This is a genomic window from Streptomyces sp. NPDC021093, assembly GCF_044333135.1.
In the GTDB taxonomy this organism is placed as follows: Bacteria; Actinomycetota; Actinomycetes; order Streptomycetales; family Streptomycetaceae; genus Streptomyces.
The window spans coordinates 368,100-389,006 of the sequence record NZ_JBIRQJ010000005.1; the positions used below are offsets into that span (position 1 = coordinate 368,100).

Annotated in this window: 21 protein-coding genes; 16 read left to right on the forward strand and 5 right to left on the reverse strand. The window is 71.9% G+C overall.

All coding sequences use genetic code 11. The annotated features are described in order from the left end of the window. Positions 1-15 precede the first annotated feature (15 nt). Genes ACH4SP_RS17720 through ACH4SP_RS17730 form a run of 3 tightly spaced genes read right to left on the reverse strand, consistent with a single transcriptional unit; the run spans position 16 to position 2,434 of the window. Positions 16-771, reverse strand: coding sequence for a CoA-transferase subunit beta (locus tag ACH4SP_RS17720; protein ID WP_398415764.1), 756 nt, complete (start codon positions 769-771; stop codon positions 16-18). Next, positions 768-1,622, reverse strand: a complete 855-nt coding sequence (locus ACH4SP_RS17725) for a CoA transferase subunit A (RefSeq protein ID WP_398415766.1) — start codon at positions 1,620-1,622, stop codon at positions 768-770. The genes ACH4SP_RS17720 and ACH4SP_RS17725 overlap by 4 nt, the downstream gene beginning before the upstream one ends. Beyond that, positions 1,619-2,434 carry an enoyl-CoA hydratase family protein gene (locus tag ACH4SP_RS17730; protein ID WP_398415768.1) on the reverse strand — a complete coding sequence of 272 codons (816 nt, stop codon included), beginning with the start codon at positions 2,432-2,434 and terminating at the stop codon, positions 1,619-1,621. Before ACH4SP_RS17730 ends, ACH4SP_RS17725 begins: the two co-directional genes overlap by 4 nt. 67 nt (positions 2,435-2,501) lie before the next feature. On the opposite strand from ACH4SP_RS17730, the gene ACH4SP_RS17735 reads away from it, so the two are divergent. From ACH4SP_RS17735 to ACH4SP_RS17785, 11 genes are all read left to right on the forward strand, one after another. Continuing rightward, complete coding sequence (locus tag ACH4SP_RS17735) at positions 2,502-3,272, forward strand: SDR family oxidoreductase (RefSeq protein ID WP_398415770.1); 771 nt, start codon at positions 2,502-2,504, stop codon at positions 3,270-3,272. Between the two features lies 1 nt (position 3,273). Continuing rightward, positions 3,274-4,182 carry an SDR family oxidoreductase gene (locus tag ACH4SP_RS17740; RefSeq protein ID WP_398415772.1) on the forward strand — a complete coding sequence of 303 codons (909 nt, stop codon included), beginning with the start codon at positions 3,274-3,276 and terminating at the stop codon, positions 4,180-4,182. A gap of 107 nt (positions 4,183-4,289) precedes the next feature. Beyond that, on the forward strand, positions 4,290-5,069 hold the full coding sequence (locus tag ACH4SP_RS17745; RefSeq protein WP_398415774.1) for a class I SAM-dependent methyltransferase: 780 nt from the start codon (positions 4,290-4,292) through the stop codon (positions 5,067-5,069). 256 nt (positions 5,070-5,325) lie between these two features. Next, positions 5,326-6,351: an aminoglycoside phosphotransferase family protein gene (locus tag ACH4SP_RS17750; RefSeq protein ID WP_398415776.1), complete on the forward strand. Its 1,026-nt coding sequence runs from the start codon at positions 5,326-5,328 to the stop codon at positions 6,349-6,351. Between the two features lie 156 nt (positions 6,352-6,507). Next, positions 6,508-7,296, forward strand: coding sequence for a 2-keto-4-pentenoate hydratase (locus tag ACH4SP_RS17755; RefSeq protein ID WP_398415778.1), 789 nt, complete (start codon positions 6,508-6,510; stop codon positions 7,294-7,296). An 11-nt stretch (positions 7,297-7,307) separates the two neighbouring features. Continuing rightward, positions 7,308-8,246 carry an acetaldehyde dehydrogenase (acetylating) gene (locus tag ACH4SP_RS17760; RefSeq protein ID WP_398415780.1) on the forward strand — a complete coding sequence of 313 codons (939 nt, stop codon included), beginning with the start codon at positions 7,308-7,310 and terminating at the stop codon, positions 8,244-8,246. Beyond that, a complete protein-coding gene (gene dmpG, locus ACH4SP_RS17765) occupies positions 8,246-9,295 on the forward strand; it encodes a 4-hydroxy-2-oxovalerate aldolase (RefSeq protein ID WP_398415782.1) in 1,050 nt (349 codons plus the stop codon). The genes ACH4SP_RS17760 and dmpG overlap by 1 nt, the downstream gene beginning before the upstream one ends. A gap of 10 nt (positions 9,296-9,305) precedes the next feature. Further along, positions 9,306-10,511, forward strand: coding sequence for a Rieske 2Fe-2S domain-containing protein (locus tag ACH4SP_RS17770; protein WP_398415784.1), 1,206 nt, complete (start codon positions 9,306-9,308; stop codon positions 10,509-10,511). Then, positions 10,511-10,738, forward strand: coding sequence for a hypothetical protein (locus ACH4SP_RS17775; protein ID WP_398415786.1), 228 nt, complete (start codon positions 10,511-10,513; stop codon positions 10,736-10,738). Before ACH4SP_RS17770 ends, ACH4SP_RS17775 begins: the two co-directional genes overlap by 1 nt. After that, positions 10,735-11,805: a 2Fe-2S iron-sulfur cluster-binding protein gene (locus ACH4SP_RS17780; protein ID WP_398415788.1), complete on the forward strand. Its 1,071-nt coding sequence runs from the start codon at positions 10,735-10,737 to the stop codon at positions 11,803-11,805. The genes ACH4SP_RS17775 and ACH4SP_RS17780 overlap by 4 nt, the downstream gene beginning before the upstream one ends. A 111-nt stretch (positions 11,806-11,916) precedes the next feature. Beyond that, on the forward strand, positions 11,917-12,336 hold the full coding sequence (locus tag ACH4SP_RS17785) for a ribonuclease domain-containing protein (RefSeq protein ID WP_398415790.1): 420 nt from the start codon (positions 11,917-11,919) through the stop codon (positions 12,334-12,336). 55 nt (positions 12,337-12,391) lie between these two features. On the opposite strand, the gene ACH4SP_RS17790 is transcribed toward ACH4SP_RS17785, so the two are convergent. Continuing rightward, positions 12,392-13,336 carry an IclR family transcriptional regulator gene (locus tag ACH4SP_RS17790; RefSeq protein ID WP_398415792.1) on the reverse strand — a complete coding sequence of 315 codons (945 nt, stop codon included), beginning with the start codon at positions 13,334-13,336 and terminating at the stop codon, positions 12,392-12,394. Between the two features lie 323 nt (positions 13,337-13,659). Here ACH4SP_RS17790 and hsaA point away from each other — a divergent pair, with 323 nt between their 5' ends. From hsaA to ACH4SP_RS17815, 5 genes are all read left to right on the forward strand, one after another. Continuing rightward, entirely contained in the window at positions 13,660-14,841 is a 1,182-nt protein-coding gene (gene hsaA, locus ACH4SP_RS17795) for a 3-hydroxy-9,10-secoandrosta-1,3,5(10)-triene-9,17-dione monooxygenase oxygenase subunit (protein WP_398415794.1), read from the forward strand. Continuing rightward, positions 14,838-15,722 (forward strand): 4,5:9,10-diseco-3-hydroxy-5,9,17-trioxoandrosta-1(10),2-diene-4-oate hydrolase, encoded by an 885-nt coding sequence (gene hsaD, locus ACH4SP_RS17800; RefSeq protein WP_398415797.1) that lies wholly within the window; start codon positions 14,838-14,840, stop codon positions 15,720-15,722. The genes hsaA and hsaD overlap by 4 nt, the downstream gene beginning before the upstream one ends. 158 nt (positions 15,723-15,880) lie before the next feature. Continuing rightward, the gene (locus tag ACH4SP_RS17805; protein WP_398415799.1) at positions 15,881-16,789 is read left to right on the forward strand and encodes a VOC family protein; all 909 of its coding nucleotides are present in this window, start codon (positions 15,881-15,883) and stop codon (positions 16,787-16,789) included. Then, complete coding sequence (locus tag ACH4SP_RS17810; protein WP_398415801.1) at positions 16,777-17,394, forward strand: flavin reductase family protein; 618 nt, start codon at positions 16,777-16,779, stop codon at positions 17,392-17,394. Before ACH4SP_RS17805 ends, ACH4SP_RS17810 begins: the two co-directional genes overlap by 13 nt. After that, positions 17,391-19,118 (forward strand): FAD-dependent oxidoreductase, encoded by a 1,728-nt coding sequence (locus ACH4SP_RS17815; RefSeq protein WP_398415803.1) that lies wholly within the window; start codon positions 17,391-17,393, stop codon positions 19,116-19,118. Before ACH4SP_RS17810 ends, ACH4SP_RS17815 begins: the two co-directional genes overlap by 4 nt. On the opposite strand, the gene ACH4SP_RS17820 is transcribed toward ACH4SP_RS17815, so the two are convergent. Continuing rightward, a complete protein-coding gene (locus tag ACH4SP_RS17820) occupies positions 19,101-20,819 on the reverse strand; it encodes an ankyrin repeat domain-containing protein (protein WP_398415805.1) in 1,719 nt (572 codons plus the stop codon). The two genes, ACH4SP_RS17815 and ACH4SP_RS17820, sit on opposite strands and share 18 nt — an antisense overlap. Positions 20,820-20,907 lie beyond the last annotated feature (88 nt).

Sequence of the window (20,907 nt, forward strand, 5' to 3'; positions counted from 1 at the left end):
GCGCCGGCTGCTCGCTCATACGGGCTTCACCTCGCGCTCGCGCGTGTTCTCCGGGTCGATGACCTCGCGGATCAGCCGGAGTTCCCCCGGGGTCGGTTCACGGGTGTACGGAACGCCCCCTTCCGGTACTGCGAGCGCGAAGCCGGTCGCCCCGCGGACCTCGTCGACGGTGACGCCCGGGTGCAGGGAGGCGAGCCGCATCGCGCGGTCGGGGGTCTCGAAGTCGAAGACGCCGAGGTTGCTGACGACGCGGGGGAGACGGTGGTACCGGGTCGCGGCGGGACCGGCCGCGGCGGCGCTGTCGTAGCCGACGCCGCAGATCATGTCGACCTTGTCGACGAAGACCCGGGTGGAGTGCTTGGGAACCCAGTAACTCGTCGGATTGTTCAGGGAGTTGACGGGTGCGCCGCGCACCCCGAGGAGCTGTCGGGCGGGCTGCTGCCAGTCGCCGATGCAGGAGATGTTCTGGTTGCCGAACCGGTCGATCTGGCTGGCACCCATCATCACGTGCCGCTTCCCGCCGGTCACCATCGTGAGGTGCAGGCGGTACGGCAGCCAGCCCTCGGGCGTCCCGTCGAGGCCGACGACCAGGGCCTCGCCGTCGGTGAGGAGCAGGTCGGGGGAGAAGGTGCGCTTGGCGAGGCGGGCGCCGATGCCGGGGATCAGACCCATGGGGCTGGCCAGGACCTCGCCGTTGTCGCGCCAGGCCTCGGCGCAGGCGATCACGCAGTACTCGGCGCGGGAGACGGACGTCGTCGTCGCGGTGTTCACTTCTGCAGCTCCTCGTGCCAGGTCTGAACCGCGGTCCGGTACGCCGACTCGTCCTCGCCGGAGAGGAAGCGGGCGGCGAACTCGGGCCAGGGGGTGGTCGCGTACAGCTTCTGGAAGGCCTCGTCGCGCCCGTGGTCGGGGGCGCAGGAGGTGAAGTGGGCGCCGTTCGGGGTCTCGACGACTCCGGTCACGGAGGTCCGCTTGAGGAGGAGGGACTGCGGGGCCGCCTCCTTCGTCAACTCCGCGGTGTCGACGAGCCGTTCGCAGGAGACGTACGCCTCGTCGGCGGCCTCGCAGAACAGGTCGTCGAAGTACGGGTCGGGGCCCAGGTACTGGCCGTTGCCGAGGCGGTCCGCGCGGTTCATGTGGACCAGGGCGGCGTCGAGCCGCAGGGCGGGCATCGCGACGAGGGTCTCGCCGTCCTCGTACGGTGAAGTGACCGTCCGCAGACCGGGGTTGACGCGCATGACGTCGGAGCCGATACCGGCCCGGACGGGCAGGAACGGGAGGCGGTTCGCGGCGGCGTGCAGGCCCCACATGAACATCGCCTCGTCGACCTCGGTCAGCTCGAAGCCGCCGTTCTGGCGGGCGGTGCGGAAGTGCGGCTCCAGGGCGACGGTGTCGAGCGTCACGAAGGCCGCGACCAGCTTGCGGATCCGCCCCGCGGCGGCGAGCAGCCCCACGTCCGGGCCGCCGTACGAGACGACGGTGAGATCGGTGAGGTCGCTGCGCAGGATCGCGCGCACCAGGGCCATCGGCTTGCGGCGCGAACCCCAGCCGCCGATGCCGATCGTCATGCCGCTGCGCAGGCGGGAGACGACCTCTTCGGGGGTCATCGTCTTGTCGGTCACGAGCGCTTCTCCTTGCTGTTCCGGCTGCTTGTGCCGTTGTCCCGGCCGGTCGTGCCGTCCTTGCCGAAGGAGTCGCGGACGCGGTCGGCGGTGCCGCTGAGGTTGGCCTCGAAGGTGAAGCCCTGCTCGAAGCGGTAGCTGCGGCGTACGTCCACGGGGTCGATGCCGTTGATGGCGGCCTTCGCGAGGCGGATCAGATATCCGTCCTTGAGGGCGATCTCACACGCCAACTCCAGGGCCGCCTCGCGGAGTTCGTGGCGCGGGACGACCTTCCAGACCGAGCCGTGGTGGTGCAGTTCCTGCGCGGTGGCGGTGCGCGAGGTGTAGTACAGGGCGCGCATCAGGTGCTGCGGGACCAGCCGGGAGAGGTGGGTGGCGGCGCCGAGGGCACCCCGATCCAGTTCGGGCAGGCCGAAGGTGGCGTCGTCGGAGGCGACGACGGCGTCGGCGTTGCCGACGAGACCGATGCCGCCGCCGAGGCAGAACCCCTCGACCGCCGCGACGACCGGGACCTCGCACTCGTACACGGCGGCGAAGGCCTCCGCGCAGCCGCTGTTGGCGCCGATCAGGGCAAGGTGGCCGCCGCCGCTCGCGGTCTCGCGCTGCATCTCCTTGATGTCGACGCCCGCGTTGAAGCCGCGGCTCCCCGGCGGGGCGGTGAGGACGACGCAGCGCACGTCCGGGTCGCGGCCGGCGGCGCGGACCGCGTCGGCCAGGTCGTACCAGCCCCGCACGGGCAGTGCGTTGACCGGCGGGAAGTCGGTGGTGATGACGGCGATGCCCCTTTTCGGGCGGGAGGTGGAGACACCCATGTGCGGATCAGCTACCTTTCCACCAAACATTTGTTAGGTGCGTGTTGAGTCAGGAAGGTAGCAGCGAATGGAACTGGACGGGAGGGTTGCCGTCGTCACAGGTGGCACCCGGGGGGTCGGCGCGGGCATCGCGCGGGCCTTCCTGGAGGCGGGCGCGGAGGTTCTGGTCTGCGCCCGCAGACCACCGGACGGGCCGGTCGAAGCGGGCGGGCGGAAGGCCGGGTTCAGGCCGGTCGACCTGCGCTCGGCGGATGCGGTCGAGGGCTTCTTCGCCGGGGTCGCGGAGTCGTACGGACGCCTGGACGTGCTGGTCAACAACGCCGGAGGCACCCCGTACCGGCTGCTGGATGACGGCGGCGCCGACCGGCACGCACGGGTGATCGAACTGAACCTCGTCGCGCCGTTGAACGCCTCCCTCGCCGCGTATCCGCACCTGAAGGCGGTGCGCGGGTCGATCGTGATGATCGGCAGCGTGAGCGGCACCCGTCCGTCACCGGGGACCGCCGCGTACGGGGCGGCGAAGGCGGGCCTGGAGAACCTGACGCGCTCGATGGCGGTGGAGTGGGCCCCGGACGTACGGGTGAACACCCTGGTGCTGGGGATGGTGCGGACCGAGCTGTCACACCTCCACTACGGGGACGAGGAGGGGCTGGCCTCGGTCGCCCGGACGATTCCGGCGGGCCGGATGGCCGAGCCCTCCGACATCGGCGACGCGGCGGTCTTCCTCGCCTCGGACAGGGCGGCGTACGTGAACGGCGCGTCGCTGCTGGTGCACGGGGGCGGGGAACGCCCCGCCTTTCTTGACGCGGCAACTGTGAACAAGTCGGAGGAGGACTGAGATGGGTATCGCTGAGGGGCGTGTCGTGGCGGTGACCGGTGCCGGCCGCGGGCTGGGGCGTGCGCACGCACTGGCTTTCGCCGCCGAGGGCGCGAGGGTCGTGGTCAACGACCTGGGTGTGAGCGCGGACGGGGCGGGCGCGTCGCAGAGCCCGGCGGACGAGGTCGTCGCGGAAATCCGTGCCGGGGGCGGGGAGGCGGTCGCGCACGGCGGCGACATCGCCGCCCCGGAGGGCGCGGCCTCGCTGATCGCGACGGCCGTGGAGACCTTCGGCGGCATCGACACCCTGGTCAACAACGCGGGCTTCCTGCGCGACCGGATGCTGGTCAACCTCGACGAGGACGACTGGGACGCCGTCATGCGGGTCCACCTGAAGGGCCACTTCCTGCCGCTGAAGCACGCCGCGCAGTGGTGGCGGGCGGAGGCCAAGGCAGGGCGGCAGCGGGCGGCGCGGGTCGTCAACACCAGCTCCGGGGCCGGGTTGTTGGGAAGTGTCGGCCAGGGCAACTACTCCGCCGCGAAGGCCGGGATCGTCGGGTTGACGCTGGTCGCCGCGGCGGAGATGGGGCGGTACGGGGTACAGGTGAACGCCCTCGCGCCGGCGGCGCGGACGCGGATGACCGAGCAGACCTTCGCGGAGACGATGGCGGCACCGGCGGAGGGTTCGTGGGACGCCATGGCCCCGGAGAACGTGTCGCCGCTGGTGGTGTGGCTGGGCTCGGCAGGGTCCGACGGCGTCACCGGCCGGGTCTTCGAGGCGGAGGCGGGCCGGATCACGGTGATGGAGGGCTGGCGACCGGGCCCGACGGCGGACAAGGGGGCGCGCTGGACCCCTGCGGAAGCGGGGGAGGCGGCGGCGAAGTTGCTGGGGGAGGCGGAGGTGCCGCAGGGGGTGTACGGGGCGAGGTAGGGGACGGGGCGGTGGTCGCTCCTGTGCAACGTCCGTCACTTCCCGGGGAGTTGGACAGGATTCGTGATCGCCCCGCCTGCAGTTTTCGGCGCGGTTATGGTGACCGGGTGGATCAGGACGAACAGTTGCTTCATGCCTCGTCATTCGGTGCGGCGGCGGTCCAGTACGCCGAGCACCGTCCGGACTACGCGCAGAACGCGGTGCGTTGGGCGCTCGAACCAGCGCCCGGCCCACGCGTGCTCGACCTCGGTGCCGGCACCGGCAAGCTGACCGCCACGCTGGTCGCGCTCGGCGCCGAAGCCGTCGCGGTCGAGCCCGACCCGGCCATGCTGGCCGAGCTGCACCGTTCACTCCCGGGCGTCCGTGCCCTGCCGGGCAGCGCAGAGGGGATTCCGCTGCCGGACGCCTCCGTCGACGCCGTGCTGGCGGGCAACGCCATGCACTGGTTCGACATGGCCGTCGCGGGACCCGAGATCGCCAGGGTCCTCGCGCCCGGCGGCATCCTGGCCGGGCTGTGGAACCTCATGGACGACCAGGTCGAGTGGGTCGCCGGGCTCGCGCGGGTCAGCGGGAGCGCGGCCGTCGGCCCACGCGACACGCCCGCCGCCTGGCGGGCCGCGACGACCGGCATGCACCTTCCGAAGAACGGGGCGGCCGCCCGGTTCGGCTCGCCGGAGCAGGCGGAGTTTCCGCACGGGCAGCGCCGTACGGCCGACTCTCTCGTGGCGACGCTGGCGACGCGGGCGGGGATGCTGGTCATGCCGGAGGGGGAGCGGGGGGAGGCGGTGGGGCGGATCCGCGGATACCTGGCGGGTGTGCCGGAGACGGCGCGCGGGGAGTTCAGTCTGCCGATGCGGACGGGGGTGCTGCGGGTGCGGCGGGTGTGAGGATCGTCGACGCGGGGAGGGGCGGTGTCGGGGGCGTGCGGTCGGGGGAGGGTGCGCTCCGCGTGGGGGCCGCCCCCTTGCCCACCCGTTCCGCCCCGGGGGGCGGCCCCGCTGCCCAAGAGGGCTAGGGGGGTAGGGGGCAGGCATTTAGGGGCGCGGGGAACTGCGCGACCAGCCACGACGCACCCGCACGACGACCACCCGCGAAGCGGAAATCCGGTCGAGAGGGCGCCCCGCCAGGTGATGGGATGCCCCCATGAACGCCGCGCACGCAGAAACCACCCTCGACCAGGGCAACTACGCCGGGACCCCCACCCCCTGGGATCACCCCGACTGGCGCCGGGAAGCCCTCGCCTGGGCCGAGCAAGCCCTGCACGAGTCCGGCCTCCGGGCGGCCTCGGCCCCACGCACCGTCCGCGTCCGACCCTGGTCGATCCTCGTGCGACTCCCCCTGGAAGCCGGCGCCGGTGCCTGGTTCAAGGCCAATCCCCCCGGTTCCGCCTTCGAGGCCGGCCTCGGCGAGGCCCTCGCCCGGTGGGTGCCCGAGCACGTCCTGCGTCCGTACGCCGTCGACCCCGAGCGCGGCTGGGCGCTGTGGCCCGACGGAGGCACGCTCTTCGCGGACGTACTCAACGGGGGAAGCCGGGCAGAGGCGGACGCGCGCGCCTGGGAGGAGCCGCTGCGGCAGTACGCCACCATGCAGCAGGCCCTGATCCCGTACGCCGACCGGGCCGAGGCCCTCGGCGTGCCGAACATGCGGGTGGGCGTGCTGCCGCAGACGTACGAGCGGATGGTGACCGACAGCACCGCACTCGACGCGGCGGAGAAGCACCAGCTGCTCACGAGGGTCCCCCAAGTCGTCGAGTGGTGCGGTGAGTTGGCGGGGATCGGGGTGCCCGACTCCATCGACCACTCCGACCTGCACGAGGCACAGGTCTTCGCGCCCGGCGCGGACCACCCCGGCCGGTACGCCTTCTTCGACTGGGGCGACGCCGTCGTCGGACACCCCTTCGGCAGCCTGCTCGTCAACGCGCGGGCCGCCCGCGGCCGGTACGGGGCCGACGCGCTGCCCCGGCTGCGCGACGCCTATCTGGAACCGTGGACCGGCAACGGGCACACGGCCGCCGAGCTGCGGCGGGCGGTGAGCCTGGCGTGCAGGCTCGGCGCGGTGGCGCGTGCGGGGTCCTGGGGCCGGCTCTTCCCCGAGGCGGGCGCGGGCCCGGGGGACGGGGCCGACGTGCTGCGCTGGCTCCGCGAACTGTTCGCGGAACCGCCGCTGTAGAGGGCGCCGAAGCAAGGGGGCGGGGCGGGACAGAGCGTGCTTCTGTCCCGCCCCGCCCCCTTTCCCGGTCAGTGGGAAATCGGCCTCCCGGGCGGCAGCCACTCCCGCTTAGCCTCGCCGCAACGCACCGCCCCACCGCCCCTGGAGGACCGCCCCATGCTCGACGACCGCAGGAGGCAGGAGGCCGCGGAGCTGCTGCGCTCCGCCGAGCACAGCCGTACGCCCGTCCCCCCGCTCGCCGCGAGCGGCGCCCTGCCCGGCATCACCACCGAGGACGCGTACGAGATCCAGCTCCTCAACATCCGTCACCGCACCGCCGCGGGCGCCCGCGTCACCGGGCACAAGGTCGGGCTCTCGTCCCCGGTCATGCAGCAGATGATGGGCGTCGACGAGCCCGACTACGGGCACCTCCTCGACGACATGCAGCTGTACCAGGACCGGCCCGTGCCGGCCGCCCGCTTCTGCGCGCCGCGCGTCGAGGTCGAGGTCGGGTTCGTACTCGGGGACGACCTGCCCGGGGACGGGTGCACCGTCGCTGACGTGCTCGCGGCCACCGAACTCGTCGTCCCCGCACTGGAGTTGATCGACAGTCGGATCGTCGACTGGAAGATCGGCATCGTCGACACCATCGCCGACAACGCCTCCTCGGCGGGATACGTCATCGGCGAGGGCCGCGACCCGCGCGAGCTGGACCTGCGGGCCGTCGACGCCACCCTGCACTGCGACGGCGACCTGCTCGCCGAAGGCCGCAGCGACGCCGTCCTCGGCGACCCCGCCTCCTCCGTCGCCTGGCTGGCCCGTACCGTCGCCCGCTTCGGCGTGCCGCTGCGCAAGGGGCACCTGGTGCTCCCGGGGTCCTGCACCCGCGCGGTCGACGTGGTCGCGGGCCGGACCTACACCGCCGGGTTCTCCGGGCTCGGCTCCGTCTCCCTCTCCTTCTGCTGAGGTACGCAACGATGACCAAGAAGAAGGCCACCGCCGCCATCGTCGGCTCCGGCAACATCGGGACCGACCTGCTCTACAAGCTCCGGCGCTCCCCGCACATCGAGCCCCGCTGGATGATCGGCGTCGACCCGGAGAGCGAAGGCCTCGCCCGCGCCCGGAAGTTGGGCATCGAGGCCGGTCACGAGGGGGTGGACCGGCTGCTCGCCCAGGACGAGCTGCCGGATCTCGTCTTCGAGGCGACCTCCGCGTACGTGCACCGGGCGAACGCCCCGCGCTACGCCGCGCTCGGCATCAAGGCCGTCGACCTCACCCCGGCCGCCGTCGGACCCGCCGTCGTACCGCCCGCGAACCTCACCGCGCACCTCGACCGGGACAACGTCAACATGATCACCTGTGGCGGGCAGGCCACCATCCCCATGGTGTACGCCGTCTCGCGGGTCGTCCCCGTCGCCTACGCCGAGATCGTCGCCTCGGTCGCGTCCGTCTCCGCCGGGCCGGGGACCAGGGCCAACATCGACGAATTCACCCGCACCACCTCGCGCGGCATCGAGGAGATCGGCGGCGCAGAGCGGGGGAAGGCGATCATCATCCTCAACCCCGCCGACCCGCCCGTCATGATGCGGGACACCGTCTTCTGCGCGATCCCCGAGGGCGCCGACCGCGAGGCGATCATCACGTCCGTCAAGCAGGTCGCCGAGGACGTCGCCACGTACGTACCCGGCTACCGGCTGCGCACGGAACCGCAGTTCGACGAGCCTTCCCCAAGTTCTCGGCTTCGCTCGAACAGGGGAGACCCCATCCCCATGAACGGGGGGATGGCGCGCGTCGCGATCTTCCTGGAGGTCGAGGGGGCGGGGGACTTCCTGCCGCCGTACGCAGGAAACCTCGACATCATGACCGCCGCCGCCACCAAGGTCGGCGAGGAGCTCGCGAAGGGGATGCACACGTGATGACGTACTCCGAGAACCTGGACATCCGCATCACCGACTCCTCCCTGCGCGACGGCTCGCACGCCAAGCGCCACCAGTTCACCGCTGCGGACGTACGGAACATCGTCGGCGCCCTCGACGGTGCGGGGGTCCCCGTCATCGAGGTCACGCACGGCGACGGGCTCGGCGGGTCCTCCTTCAACTACGGCTTCTCCAGGACGCCCGAGCAGGAGCTCATCAAGATCGCCGCCGACACGGCGCAGCAGGCGAGGATCGCCTTCCTGATGCTGCCGGGACTCGGCGTCAAGGACGACATCCGGGCGGCCCACGGCAACGGCGGCTCCGTCTGCCGCATCGCCACCCACTGCACCGAGGCCGACATCTCCGTCCAGCACTTCGGACTCGCCCGGGAGAGGGGTCTGGAGACGGTCGGGTTCCTGATGATGGCGCACTCGACGACGCCCGAGAACCTCGCAGGGCAGGCCCGCATCATGGCCGATGCCGGGTGCCAGTGCGTGTACGTCGTCGACTCGGCCGGGGCGATGGTCATGGACGACGTGACGGACCGGGTCGCGGCGCTCGTCGCCGAGCTGGGCGACGACGCACAGGTCGGCTTCCACGGGCACGAGAACCTCGGCCTCGGGGTGGGGAACTCGGTGGCAGCCGTGCGCGCCGGTGCGCTGCAGATAGACGGCTCCACCCGGCGGTTGGGGGCCGGGGCGGGCAACACCCCCGTCGAGGCGTTCGCCGCCGTCTGCCAGAAGATGGGGATCCGTACCGGCATCGACGTGCTCAGGATCATCGACGCGGCCGAGGACGTCGTCCGGCCCGTCATGGACGACGAGTGCCTGCTCGACCGCATGTCGCTGATGATGGGGCACGCCGGGGTGTACTCCAGCTTCCTCAAGCACGCCTACCGGCAGGCCGAGCGCTACGGCGTCTCCGGGGCCGAGATCCTGCTGCGCGCGGGCGGACGCGGGCTCGTCGGCGGCCAGGAGGACCAACTGATCGACATCGCCCTGGAACTTGCCGCAGAATCCACCCAGTCGCACGCCGCGACCGTCAAGTAGGGGGAGAGCCATGTCAGTTCAGCAGTCCGAGAAGACAGCGCCGGACGAGGAAGTACGCGTCATCGAAGCGGCAGCCCTGCCCACCCGCTACGCCCGCGGCTGGCACTGCGTCGGCCTCGCCGCCGACTTCCGGGACGGCGAGCCGCACGAGATCGAGGCCTTCGGCACCAAGCTCGTCGTCTTCCGGGGCGAGGACGACGGCGAACTGCACGTCCTCAACGCCTACTGCCCGCACATGGGCGGCAACCTGGCCCACGGCACCGTCAAGGGCAACGCCGTCGCCTGCCCCTTCCACGACTGGCGCTGGGCCGGAAACGGCAAGTGCGCGGGCATCCCGTACGCCCGCCGGGTCCCCCCGCGCGCCAAGACCCGCGCCTGGCCGACGCTGGAGCGCAACAGGCAGCTCTACGTCTGGAACGACCCCGAGGGCAGCAAACCCACCGAAGACGTCACCATCCCCGAGATCGAGGGCGTGCACGGCCCCGACGCGGGCGAGTGGAGCGACTGGTCCTGGCACACGATGCGCGTCGAGAACTCCAACTGCCGCGAAATCGTGGACAACGTCGTCGACATGGCGCACTTCTACTACGTGCACTACGCGTTCCCCGAGTACTTCAAGAACGTCTTCGACGGGCACGTCGCCACCCAGTACATGGAGTCCTCGCCGCGCCCCGACATCGACCTGGGGACGCTGTCGGCCCAGGGCGGGCTGCGCTCCGACGCCTCGTACCACGGCCCCTCGTACATGATCGACAAGCTGTGGGCGGACGTCGGCGGCGGCGCCGAGATGGAGTCCGTCCTGATCAACTGCCACTACCCGATCGACGAGAACAGCTTCATGCTGATGTACGGGGCGATCGTCAAGAAGCTCCCCGGCATGACCGACGAGCAGGCGGCCGACGCCGCACGCGCGACCTCCGAAGGCCTCGCGGTCGGCTTCGAGCAGGACGTCGAGATCTGGCGGAACAAGACCCGGATCGACAACCCGCTGCTGACCGAGGAGGACGGCCCGGTCTACCAACTCAGGCGCTGGTACGAGCAGTTCTACGTCGACGTCGCCGACGTCAAGGACGAGATGGTGCGCCGCTTCGAGTTCGAGATCGACACCACCCGGGCCAACGAGGCGTGGCGCGCCGAGGTGCAGGCTCACATCGCCGCACGCGAGGCGGCCGAAGCGGCCGAAGCCGCCGCGGGTGCCGCGGGGGCCGGCGCGTGATGCGCGCCGTCGAGTGCGCCGCCTGCGGAAACCAGGTGCTGTGCGAGAAGTTCAGCCCCGCCCACACGCAGATCCAGTGGACGGACGAGGCCGCCGAGGTCTGCCCGCGGATACGGGAGAAGGTCGCGGCGGGCGAGCTCAGCGCCCGGGTCCGCTCCTGCGGCGAGCTGCGCACGTCGATCGACGCGGCGGTCCGCTCGGGACTGCTGGAGGTGGGCGGGCCGTGAGCGCGTCGGTGGAGGGGCGGGCCGCGGGCACGTCTGTGGACGGGCGGGCCGCGGGTGCATCGGTGGACGGGCGGGCAGCCCGGGGCGCGTCGGTGAAGGTGCGGGTCGCGGAGGTCGTACGGGAGACGGACGACGCGGTGTCGCTGGTCCTCGACGCCCAACTCCCCTACACACCAGGTCAGTTCCTCACGGTCAGGGTCCCGGGCGGAGCCGCCAGGTGCTACTCCCTGGCCAGCTCCCCGCACACCGGGGAGCCCATGAAGGTCACGGTGAAGAGGGTGGCCGGCGGACTCGGCTCCGGCTGGGTCTGCGAGGAGGTGACGGCCGGCGACGAGCTGGAGGTGCTCCCGCCGGGCGGCACCTTCACCCCCGGCGACCTGGACCGGGACGTGGTCCTGGTGGCAGGGGGCAGCGGCATCACCCCGTGCATGTCGATCCTCAAGTCGGTGCTGAGTGCGGGGCGGGGGCAGGTGGCGCTGCTGTACGCCAACCGCGACCAGGGCTCGGTCATCTTCCGCGACGAACTGTGGGGGCTCGCCGAGGCCCACCCCGGGCGGCTCGCCGTCGTGCACTGGCTGGAGTCCCTCCAGGGGCTGCCCACGGCCGGGATGCTCGGCGCGGCCCTCGCCGCGTACGCCGGCCGCGACGCCTACCTGTGCGGGCCCGCCCCGCTGATGGACGCCGCGGAGCAGGCGCTGCGGGCGGCCGGGGCGGACGCCGTGCACCGGGAGAAGTACTTCTCGCTGGCCGACGACGTCTTCGACCTCGACCCGGTGACGGTCGCGTCCGACGGTTCGTACACCGCCGGGGTCTCCCTGGACGGCGAGGAGCACGAGGTGGGCTGGGCGGCCGAGGTCCCCCTGCTCGACGCGATGCTGGCGGCCGGGGTCGACGCACCGTTCTCCTGCCGCGAGGGCGCGTGCAGCGCGTGCTGCTGCCGGGTCGTGTCGGGCGAGGTGAAGATGCTGCGCAACGACGTGCTGGACGAGGAGGACCTGGCCGAGGGGTACGTACTGGCCTGTCAGACGGTGCCGCTGAGCACGCGGGTGGAGATCGCCTACGACTGATCCTCCCGCTGGCGCGCACGATTCTTTGCCTGGTGCGCACGAAGTGAACGTCCGGGGAATTCAAGGTAGTTGGCGTTGACCCCGGTGCGCTCTACGCGCATCAATGAACGCATGCGAATCCCCCCACGAATCGCCGTACTCGGCGGCGCCTTCGCCCTCACGTCCGCTCTCCTCGCAGGTGGCGTCGCCACCGCCTCGACCCCCGTCGCCCATGCCTCGGTCTCCACCGCCCAGGGCATCAAGGCAGTCGGTGACATCTGCTACTCCAAGCTGCCGTCCCAGGCGCACGACACCCTGACGCTCATCGAGAAGGGCGGCCCCTTCCCGTACGAGCAGGACGGGACCGTCTTCAAGAACCGCGAGGGCATCCTGCCGAGCCAGACCAACGGGTACTACCACGAGTACACCGTCGTCACGCCGGGCGCGCCCACCCGCGGCGCCAAGCGCATCGTGACGGGCGACAAGGTGCAGGAGGACTACTACACGGCCGACCACTACAAGTCGTTCGACCTGGTCAAGTACGGCTGCTGACAGCCCGGTTCACAGTCCGGTCCGCAGCCCGGTTCACAGTCCGGGCCGCAACCGCTCACATCCACTCGCTGCGGCTCAGCCACCCCATCATGTTGTCCATCGCCTGCTCCGACATCCGGGGCTGCGGCACGGGCGGCACGGGCGGGGTGGCTGCTGCCGTACGGGACCGGGCGCGGCCCGGACCGTACAGCTCGCGCCACACGGCGCGCGAGCAGGCGAGGACGGCCGGCGCGAGGCGTTCCAGCTCACGGTGGACCGTCGCCCCGCCCTTGCAGGACACGGAGATCGCGGCGACTGCCCGGCCCGCGCCGCGCAGCGGGGCCGCCACGCAGGCAACCGAGCGGAAGGCCTCCTCGCGGTCGAAGGCGATGCCCCGGTCGCGGGCGGCGGCCAGCTCCTGCCGCAGGAGGGCGGGACGGGCCAGGGTGGACGGGGTGCGCGGGCGCAGACCGGCGGCGATGACGCGCTCGGCGGCGTCCGGCTCGCTGAACGCCAGGACCGCCTTGCCCGCCGCCGTGCAGTACGCGGGCATCCGGCCGCCCACCCGGGAGGGGACGGACGCGTCGTCGAGGCCGCCGATCCGCTCCAGGTAGACCACCTCGGTGCCGTCCAGGACCGACAGGTGGACCAGGTGGCCGGTCTGCTCGTGCAGGGCGTGCAGTCGGGGGAGCGCCGCGCGGCGCAGCCGGTTGTGGTGCGAGGCGAGCGCGCCCAGCTCCAGCATCCGCATCCCCATCCGGTAGTCGCGGCCCTCGCGGTCCAGCCAGCGCAGCCCGACCAGCTGGTCGAGGATGCGGTGCGCGGAGGAGCGGGGGATGCCGGAGCGGCGGACGACCTCGGTGAGGGAGAGCCTCGGCTCGGGCCCGTCGAAGGCACCGAGCACCTCGGCGGCCTTTTCGAGCAGGGACAGCGGAGGATCGCCGGGCCGGGAATCGCCCGGCTTCGGTCGCCCCGAACTGTCACGTGTCAACATCTCCGCGATCGCGGTCTGCTCAGACATGAGAGGAACCCCTGTGTGCGGTGCGCATCCGCGACATTGCGGACACGCTGGCGGCCTTGGGGCGACCTTGTCACGGGGGTCGGTACGGGGGGAAGGGGTCGTACTGAGGTATTTCGTTTCGGAATACATTGCGGGGGTGCGGCGAGAGTGCGGCGGAGGTGCGGCGGGGGACGCGACAGGGGCGTAACAGGGGCGCGACGGGGTTCGCGTCGGCCGTCGGCCGTGCTTCCCGCTGAGTGGGAACCCGGTATTTCGTGCCCGCACGGCGGGGCGTACGTTCCTGCCACTCCACTCGATCCCGCACTTCCCGAGAGGCGACACGCATGGGTGACGAAGAAGTCCTCGAAGTCCTCGCAGCGGTCCGCGCCCTGGCCCCCGCACTGCGCGAGCGAGCCGCCGAGGCCGAGGCGCAGCGCAAGGTCCCCGAGACCAGCATCAAGGAACTGGAGTCCACCGGGTTCTTCCGTCTCCTCCAGCCCAAGCGGTACGGCGGCCTCGCCGCGCACCCCGCCGCCTTCTACACGGCCGTCAAGGAGATCGCCAAGGCCTGCGGCTCCACCGGCTGGGTCTCCTCCGTCGTCGGCGTCCACCCCTGGCACGTCGCCCTCTACGACGTACGCGCCCAGGACGAGGTGTGGGGCGAGGACCCCCGCACCCGCATCTGCTCCTCGTACGCCCCCACCTGCAAGGTCACCGTCGTCGACGGCGGCTTCAGGGTCACCGGGGCCTGGCACTTCTCCTCCGGCTGCGACCACACCGACTGGGCCCTGCTCGGCGGCATGGTCAACGACGCCGAGGGCCGCCCCGTCGACATGCGGACCTTCCTCGTCCCGCGCACCGACTACCGCGTCAACGACGTCTGGGACACCGTCGGCCTGCGCGGCTCGGGATCCAACGACATCGTCTGCGAGGACGTCTTCGTACCCGAGCACCGCGCCCTCAGCTTCGGCCCGGTCACCGCGCTGAAGACGCCCGGCCAGGAGGTCAACCCGGAGCCGCTGTACAGGCTCCCCTATGCCTCCGTCTTCACCACCACCATCTCCACCCCGATCGTCGGCATCGCCGAGGGCGCCTACGAGGCGTACGTCGCCGCCACCCGCGAGCGCTTCCGCGTCTCGTACGGCCAGCAGGTCGCCGAGGACCCCTTCGCCCAGGTCAGGATCGCCCGCGCGGCCAGCGACATCGACGCCTCCTGGCTCCAACTGGTGCGCAACATCACCGACTTGTACGACCTCGCCGCGCGCGACGAGGAACTGCCGACCGAACTGCGCACCCGGGCCCGCCGCGACCAGGTCCTCGCCACCGAACGCTCCGTGGCCGCCGTCGACCTGCTGATGGAGAACGCAGGCGGCAGCGCCATGCGCAACAAGGCCTCCAACGTCGTCCAGCGCGCCTGGCGCGACGTCCACACCGGCCGCGGACACGCCGCCAACGACCCCGAGCGGGCCCTGGTCCTGTTCGGCCAGGGCGCCCTCGGCCTCGACATCCAGGACACGATGCTGTGAGCAACCCGACCGTGCCCGCCGAGATCACCTACGGGTCCAGCTCCCGCACCGCCAAGGCCGCCGGGCTGACCCTGCACTACCACGAGGCCGCTCCCGCCGACGCGACCCCGGACACCCCCGTCGTGATCATGCTGCACGGCGGTGGCCCCGGCGCCTCCGGCTGGTCCAACTTCGGCGCCAACCTGCCCGTCTTCGCCGAGCACTTCCGTACGCTCCTCGTCGACCAGCCCTGCTACGGCAAGTCCGACAAGCCGGAGCCCGACAAGGACTTCTTCTCGTACGCCGCCGACGCCGTGGCCGCCCTGATGGACGAACTGGACATCGCCCGCGCGCACTTCCTCGGCAACTCGCTCGGCGGCGGCACCTCCACCCGGATGGCGCTCAACCACCCGGACAAGGTCGCCAAACTGCTGCTGATGGGCCCCGGCGGAGTCTCCCTGAACCTCTTCCACGCCGACCCCACCGAAGGCATCAAACGGCTCTTCGAGTTCAGCGGCGCGGCCACGCCCACCCGCGAGCAGATGCGGACCTTCCTCACCACCCTCGCGCACGACCCGGGAACCGTCACGGACGAACTGATCGACGAGCGGTACGCGCAGGCCACCGACCCCGAGGCGGCCCTCGGCAACGCCCGCATGGGCGCGTCCTTCGCCAAGTGGCCCGAGGACACCATGCTCTGGCGCGAGGCGCACCGCATCACCCAGCCGACGCTGCTCACCTGGGGCCGAGAGGACCGGGTCAACCCCCTCGACGGCGCACTCGTCGCCCTCAAGGCCATCCCCGACGCGCGGCTGCACGTCTTCCCGCACTGCGGGCACTGGGCGCAGCGGGAGCAGGCGGCCGAGTTCAACCGCCTCGCCCTCGACTTCTTCCGCCACTGACCGACCCGTCCTGTCCCGAGCAGTGCAGTGCAGTGCAGTGCCGTGCCGTCGCGTGCCATCCCGTGCCGTGCCGTGCCGTGCATTGCCATCCCGTGCCGTGCCGTCTCGCTCCACCTCCTTCCGTCTCGTACTTCCGCCTCGAAGGGCCGCCAACTCCCATGGACATCCGCGCTCTTGGCTATCTGCGCCTCGAAACCACCAAGCTCGACGAGTGGCGCACCTACACCCTCGACATCCTCGGCATGGTCGAGGCCGAAGGCTCCACCGAGCAGCAGCTGAACCTCCGGATCGACGACCGGATCCACCGCTTCCAGATCGTCGCCGGCGAGACGGACAAGCTGCTCGCCGCCGGCTTCGAGGTCGCGAACGCGGCAGCCCTCGCCGCCACCGCCGCCGAACTCGAAGCGGCCGGAGTCGTCGTCAAGCAGGGCGACGCGGCCGCCCTCGCCGAACGCCGGGTCCAGGGCCTCCTGCACCTCCAGGACCCCAGCGGAAACCCCCTGGAGATCTTCTGGGGCCAGGCCCAGGACCACAGCCCGCTCGGCACCCCGTACGGCAACCGCTTCGTCACCTCGACCCCGAAGGCCGGGAACCTCGGGCTCGGGCACGTCGTGGTCCCCGCACCGGACACCGCCGAGACCCGTGCGTTCTACGAGAACGTGCTCGGCTTCCAGCTGCGCGACTCGATGAAGCTGCCGCCCGTCGCCGTGCCCACGGGCAGGCCGGGCGAGGACTTCTACACGATGCACTTCCTCAGCCCCAACCGCCGCCACCACAGCCTGGGCCTCTACCCGGGCGCGCTGCCGCCCGGCATCGTGCACTTCATGGTCGAGCTGGAAACCCTCGACGACGTCGGTTACTGCCTGGACCGCATGCAGAAGGCCGGAGTGCCGATCGCCTCCTCTCTGGGCCGTCACTCGAACGACCACATGGTCTCCTTCTACGCCCAGGCGCCGGGTGGCTTCCAGGTCGAGTACGGCTGGGACGGACTGATCGTCGACCCCGCCGACTGGGTGGCGAAGGAAATGACTTCGGACAGTTTCTGGGGACACCAGTGGAACGGCTGACGGGCGGCAACCACCCTGCAGGCGACAACCACTCCACGGGCGGCAACCACTCCACGGGCGGCAACCACTCCACGGGCGACAACCACTCCACACAGGAAGAACGGCCGGGAGCCGCAGGGGAGTTCCCGACAGATCCAGAAAAGTTCCGAGATGTGCTGGGACGTTTCGCCAGCGGCGTCACCGTCGTCGCCGCCCTCGACGAGGACGGGAAGCCGGTCGGCCTCGCCTGTCAGTCGTTCGTCTCGCTCTCCCTCGACCCGCCGCTGGTCCTGCTCTGCGTCGGCAAGGCCTCCAGCAGCTGGCCCAAGGTCGAGCGGGCGGGCCGGTTCGGGGTGAGCATCCTCGCCGACGACCAGGCCGACACCTGCGCGGCCCTCGGCCGCAAGGGCTCGGACAAGTTCGCCGGGGTCGACTGGGCCCGCACCCGGAACGGCACAGTCCGCATCAACAACGCGCTGGCCACGGTCGATTGTGAGCTGTACGCCGTCCACGAAGCGGGTGATCATTACGTGATCACCGCCCGCGTCCTCGATCTCCACGCGCGCGACGACGGAGCACCCCTGCTCTACTTCCGCAGTGACTACGCCACCGGAGTGTTCTCATGACGGCACCGCAGACGGCACCTCAGGCATCAGGACCGCACTGGGACCACACGTACGACGTCGTCGTGGTCGGCTCCGGCGCCGCCGGCCTGGCAGCCGCCCTCACCGCCCGGCTGCGCGGCCTGTCCGCCCTCGTCGTCGAGAAGACCGACAAGTACGGCGGCTCCACCGCCCTGTCCGGCGGCGCGATATGGGTGCCCACCAACTTCCACCTCGACGAGGCGGGCCTCGGCGACACCCGCGAGAAGGCCCTCGCCTACCTCGACGCCACCGTCGGCGACCGCGTACCGGCAGCCCGCAAAGAGGCGTACCTCGACCACGGGACACGCATGGTCAGGGAGTTCCACGACCGCACCGACGTCCGGTTCATGTACACCCCCGGCTACTCGGACTACTTCCCCGAGGCCATGGGCGGCATGGCCATGGGCCGCTCCATCGAGCCGTGCATCGCCGACCTCAGGAAGCTCGGACCGCTGGCCCGCGACATGCGCCGCGCGGGCCTGCCCACGTACGGCCTCACCATCACCTCGTACGACTTCCGGTACGTGAACATGATCGGCCGCACCTGGGCGGGCCGGAAGGCCTCCCTCAAGGTCGGCGTCCGGGCCGCGAAGGCGCTGGTCACCGGCAAGAAGCTGGTCTCGCTCGGCGAGGCGCTGATCGCCAGGCTGCGGCTCTCCCTGGAGAAGCACGGCGCCCACCTGTGGCTGTCCGCGCCGCTGACCGCCTTCGTGCGGGAGGAGGAGGACGGCGGCCGGATCACCGGTGTGCGCGTCACCCGGGACGGCAAGGAGGTCACCGTGCGGGCAAAGGGCGGCGTCGTCCTCGCGTCCGGGGGCTTCTCGCACAACCAGGAACTGCGCGAGAAGCACCTCCCGGCACCCACGTCGAGCGCCTGGACGCACGCCTCCGAGGGGCAGGTCGGCGACGCGCTGCGGCTCGGTGAGGAACTGGGCGCGGCGACGGACCTGCTGGACAAGGTGTGGGGCGCACCGTCGGTCTGTCCGCCGGGCGAGCCTTCCTTCTTCCTGGTCGCCGACCGCGGTATCCCGGGCATGGTGATCGTCAACGCAGCGGGGGAGCGGTACGCCAACGAGGCGGCGCCGTACCACCGGTTCGTCGACGCGATGTACGAGGCGGACCGGCCGGAGGCGACGACCGTCCCGTCCTGGCTGATCCTCGACGCCCGCTCCAAGTCCCGCTACCTCTTCGCGGGGCTCTTCCCCGGCCAGCCCTTCCCCAAGTCCTGGACACGGACCGGCTTCCTGAAGCAGGCCGCGACGATCGAGCAGCTCGCGACCCTGATCAAGGCACCCGAACTGCCCGCCTCCGTACGGCGCTTCAACCGCTTCGCCGACGCGGGCAAGGACGAGGACCACGGCCGCGGCGACAGCGTCTACGACCGCTACTACGGTGACCCGACCCTGCCCAACCCCAACCTCGCCCCGCTGGAGAAGGGCCCGTACTACGCGATCCCCGTCCACCCCGGCGACATCGGCACCAAGGGCGGCCTCGTCACGGACGCCGACGCACGCGTCCTGCGCGAGGACGGCACCGCCATCGAGGGCCTGTACGCGTCGGGCAACTGCTCGGCGGCCGTCATGGGCGAGACATATCCGGGACCCGGGGCCACCATCGGGCCCGCGATGGCGTTCAGCTGGGCGGCGGTCAACGACATCGCGGTCAAGGTGGCGTCGGGAGGGGGTATGTCACCGGATCCGCGGTGACGTCCACTCCAGGCGGAGCCTGAGCGCTTCGTCGCGTACGTCGTCGAGCGCGGCCACGGCGACGGCGCGGGCGGCACCGTCCGGGCCGCCGTCCGAGAGCACCCGGAGCAAGGCTTCGGCCGCCCGGGGATCCTGGCGAACGGCCAGGCCCCGGGCGGCTTCGGCGTAGGCGGGGTCGGCGGGGGAGAGGGGCGCGGGTGCGTTGGTGACGCGGGTGGCCTGAGGGGCGGGTGGTCGTCGTGCGGGTGCGTCGTGGCTGGTCGCGCAGTTCCCCGCGCCCCTAAATGCCTGCTCCCAAGCCCCTTGGGCAGCGGGGCCGCCCCCCGGGGGCGAGTGGGGTCTCCCCTGCTTGAGCGAAGCCGAGAGCTTGGGGAAGGGTGGGCAAGGGGGCGGCCCCTCGCGCGGAGCGCCACCTTCCGCGACGGCTCCGACCTGTTCGGCCAGTACGTCCCGGACCTTCGCCGTGTCGGCCCCCGCCCGCGACAGTGCGACGACCGCCGCGCGCCGGACCCCGAGGTCCTCGTCCCGGGTGAGCGCGATCAACGCCTCGGCGGGGGCCGCGGACCCGTACCGCCCCAGTGCCCGCGCCACCCTCTCCCGTACCCCCGCATCCCCATGGCCCGCCCGCCCCACCACCTCCGGCAGCGCCGACGGATCGGCATGACGGCCGAGGGCCCGTATCGCCGCCCGCGTCAGGTGGGCGGGACCCTCGCGCCGCGCCAACTCCCGCAGCAGCGGCACCGCCTGGGCCGCCGGCACCGCCCTGGCCAGCACATCCGCTGCGAAGGTTTGGTGCAGAGACGAGGAGCTTTCCGCGCACCACCCCGACGCCGCCCGCAGCGTCCCGACGTCCGCCCGCTGCCACAGAGCGGCCACCGACTCCCGCCAGTCGTTGCCCTCCGGAGACCCCGACCGCACCGCCCGTTCCGCGAGCACCTCAAGAGGCGTTTCGATGCCGAGTACGCACTCCAGGCGCGTGACCACGGCCGCATGCCCCGTCTGCTGCTCCTCCACCGCCACCGGCCGGCCGCCCCGCAGCAGCTCGACCACCACCGTCGTACCTCCTTCCTCCACCACCTCACGCGCCACGAACTCGTCCCCGTCCCGCGCCCCGTACGTTTGTCGCAGCCCCGCCCGCAACGCGTCCGCCACGTCGTTTTCAAGCCACCACCGCGCCTCCGCCAGCGCGGCTTCCCGCGCCGCCGCCCGGTGCCGCAGCAGCACCCGCACCGTCGCGGGTGAACCGCGCCGCGCCGCCAGTACCAGTGGCGGCTCCCCGCCCGGACCCGGCAGGTCCGGATCGGCGCCGTGCGCCAGCAGCACCTCGGCGGTCGCGGCATGGCCGCGGCCCGCCGCCCACGCCAGCGCCGTGAACCCGAAGTCCTCGCGCAGGTCCGGCCGCGCCCCCGCCACCAGCAGGGTCCGCACGACCTCGGCATGACCGCCCACCGCCGCCGCGCACAGCGGCAGGTCCCCGCCCGAAGGACCGCTCGGCCGGTCCGGGTCGGCACCCGCGGCGAGCAGCAGCCGCACCATGCCGCGGCGGTCGTTCACCGCCGCCTCATAGAGGACGGTCGTCCCGTCCTCGTCGGTGGCCTCGGCCGGGGCGCCCGCCCGAAGCAGCCGTACAACAGCGTCGTCCTCGTCACCGTGCACAGCCTCGAACAGGTCCCGCAGGCCCGCTGTCGGCTTGTCGTCCATCCTTTGACCCTACGCGCCCCGCCCACCATTGCCGCAGGTCAGGGGCTACGCGGGCCAGCCGGGCCAGACGGGCGGGTGTGGCCTGCGA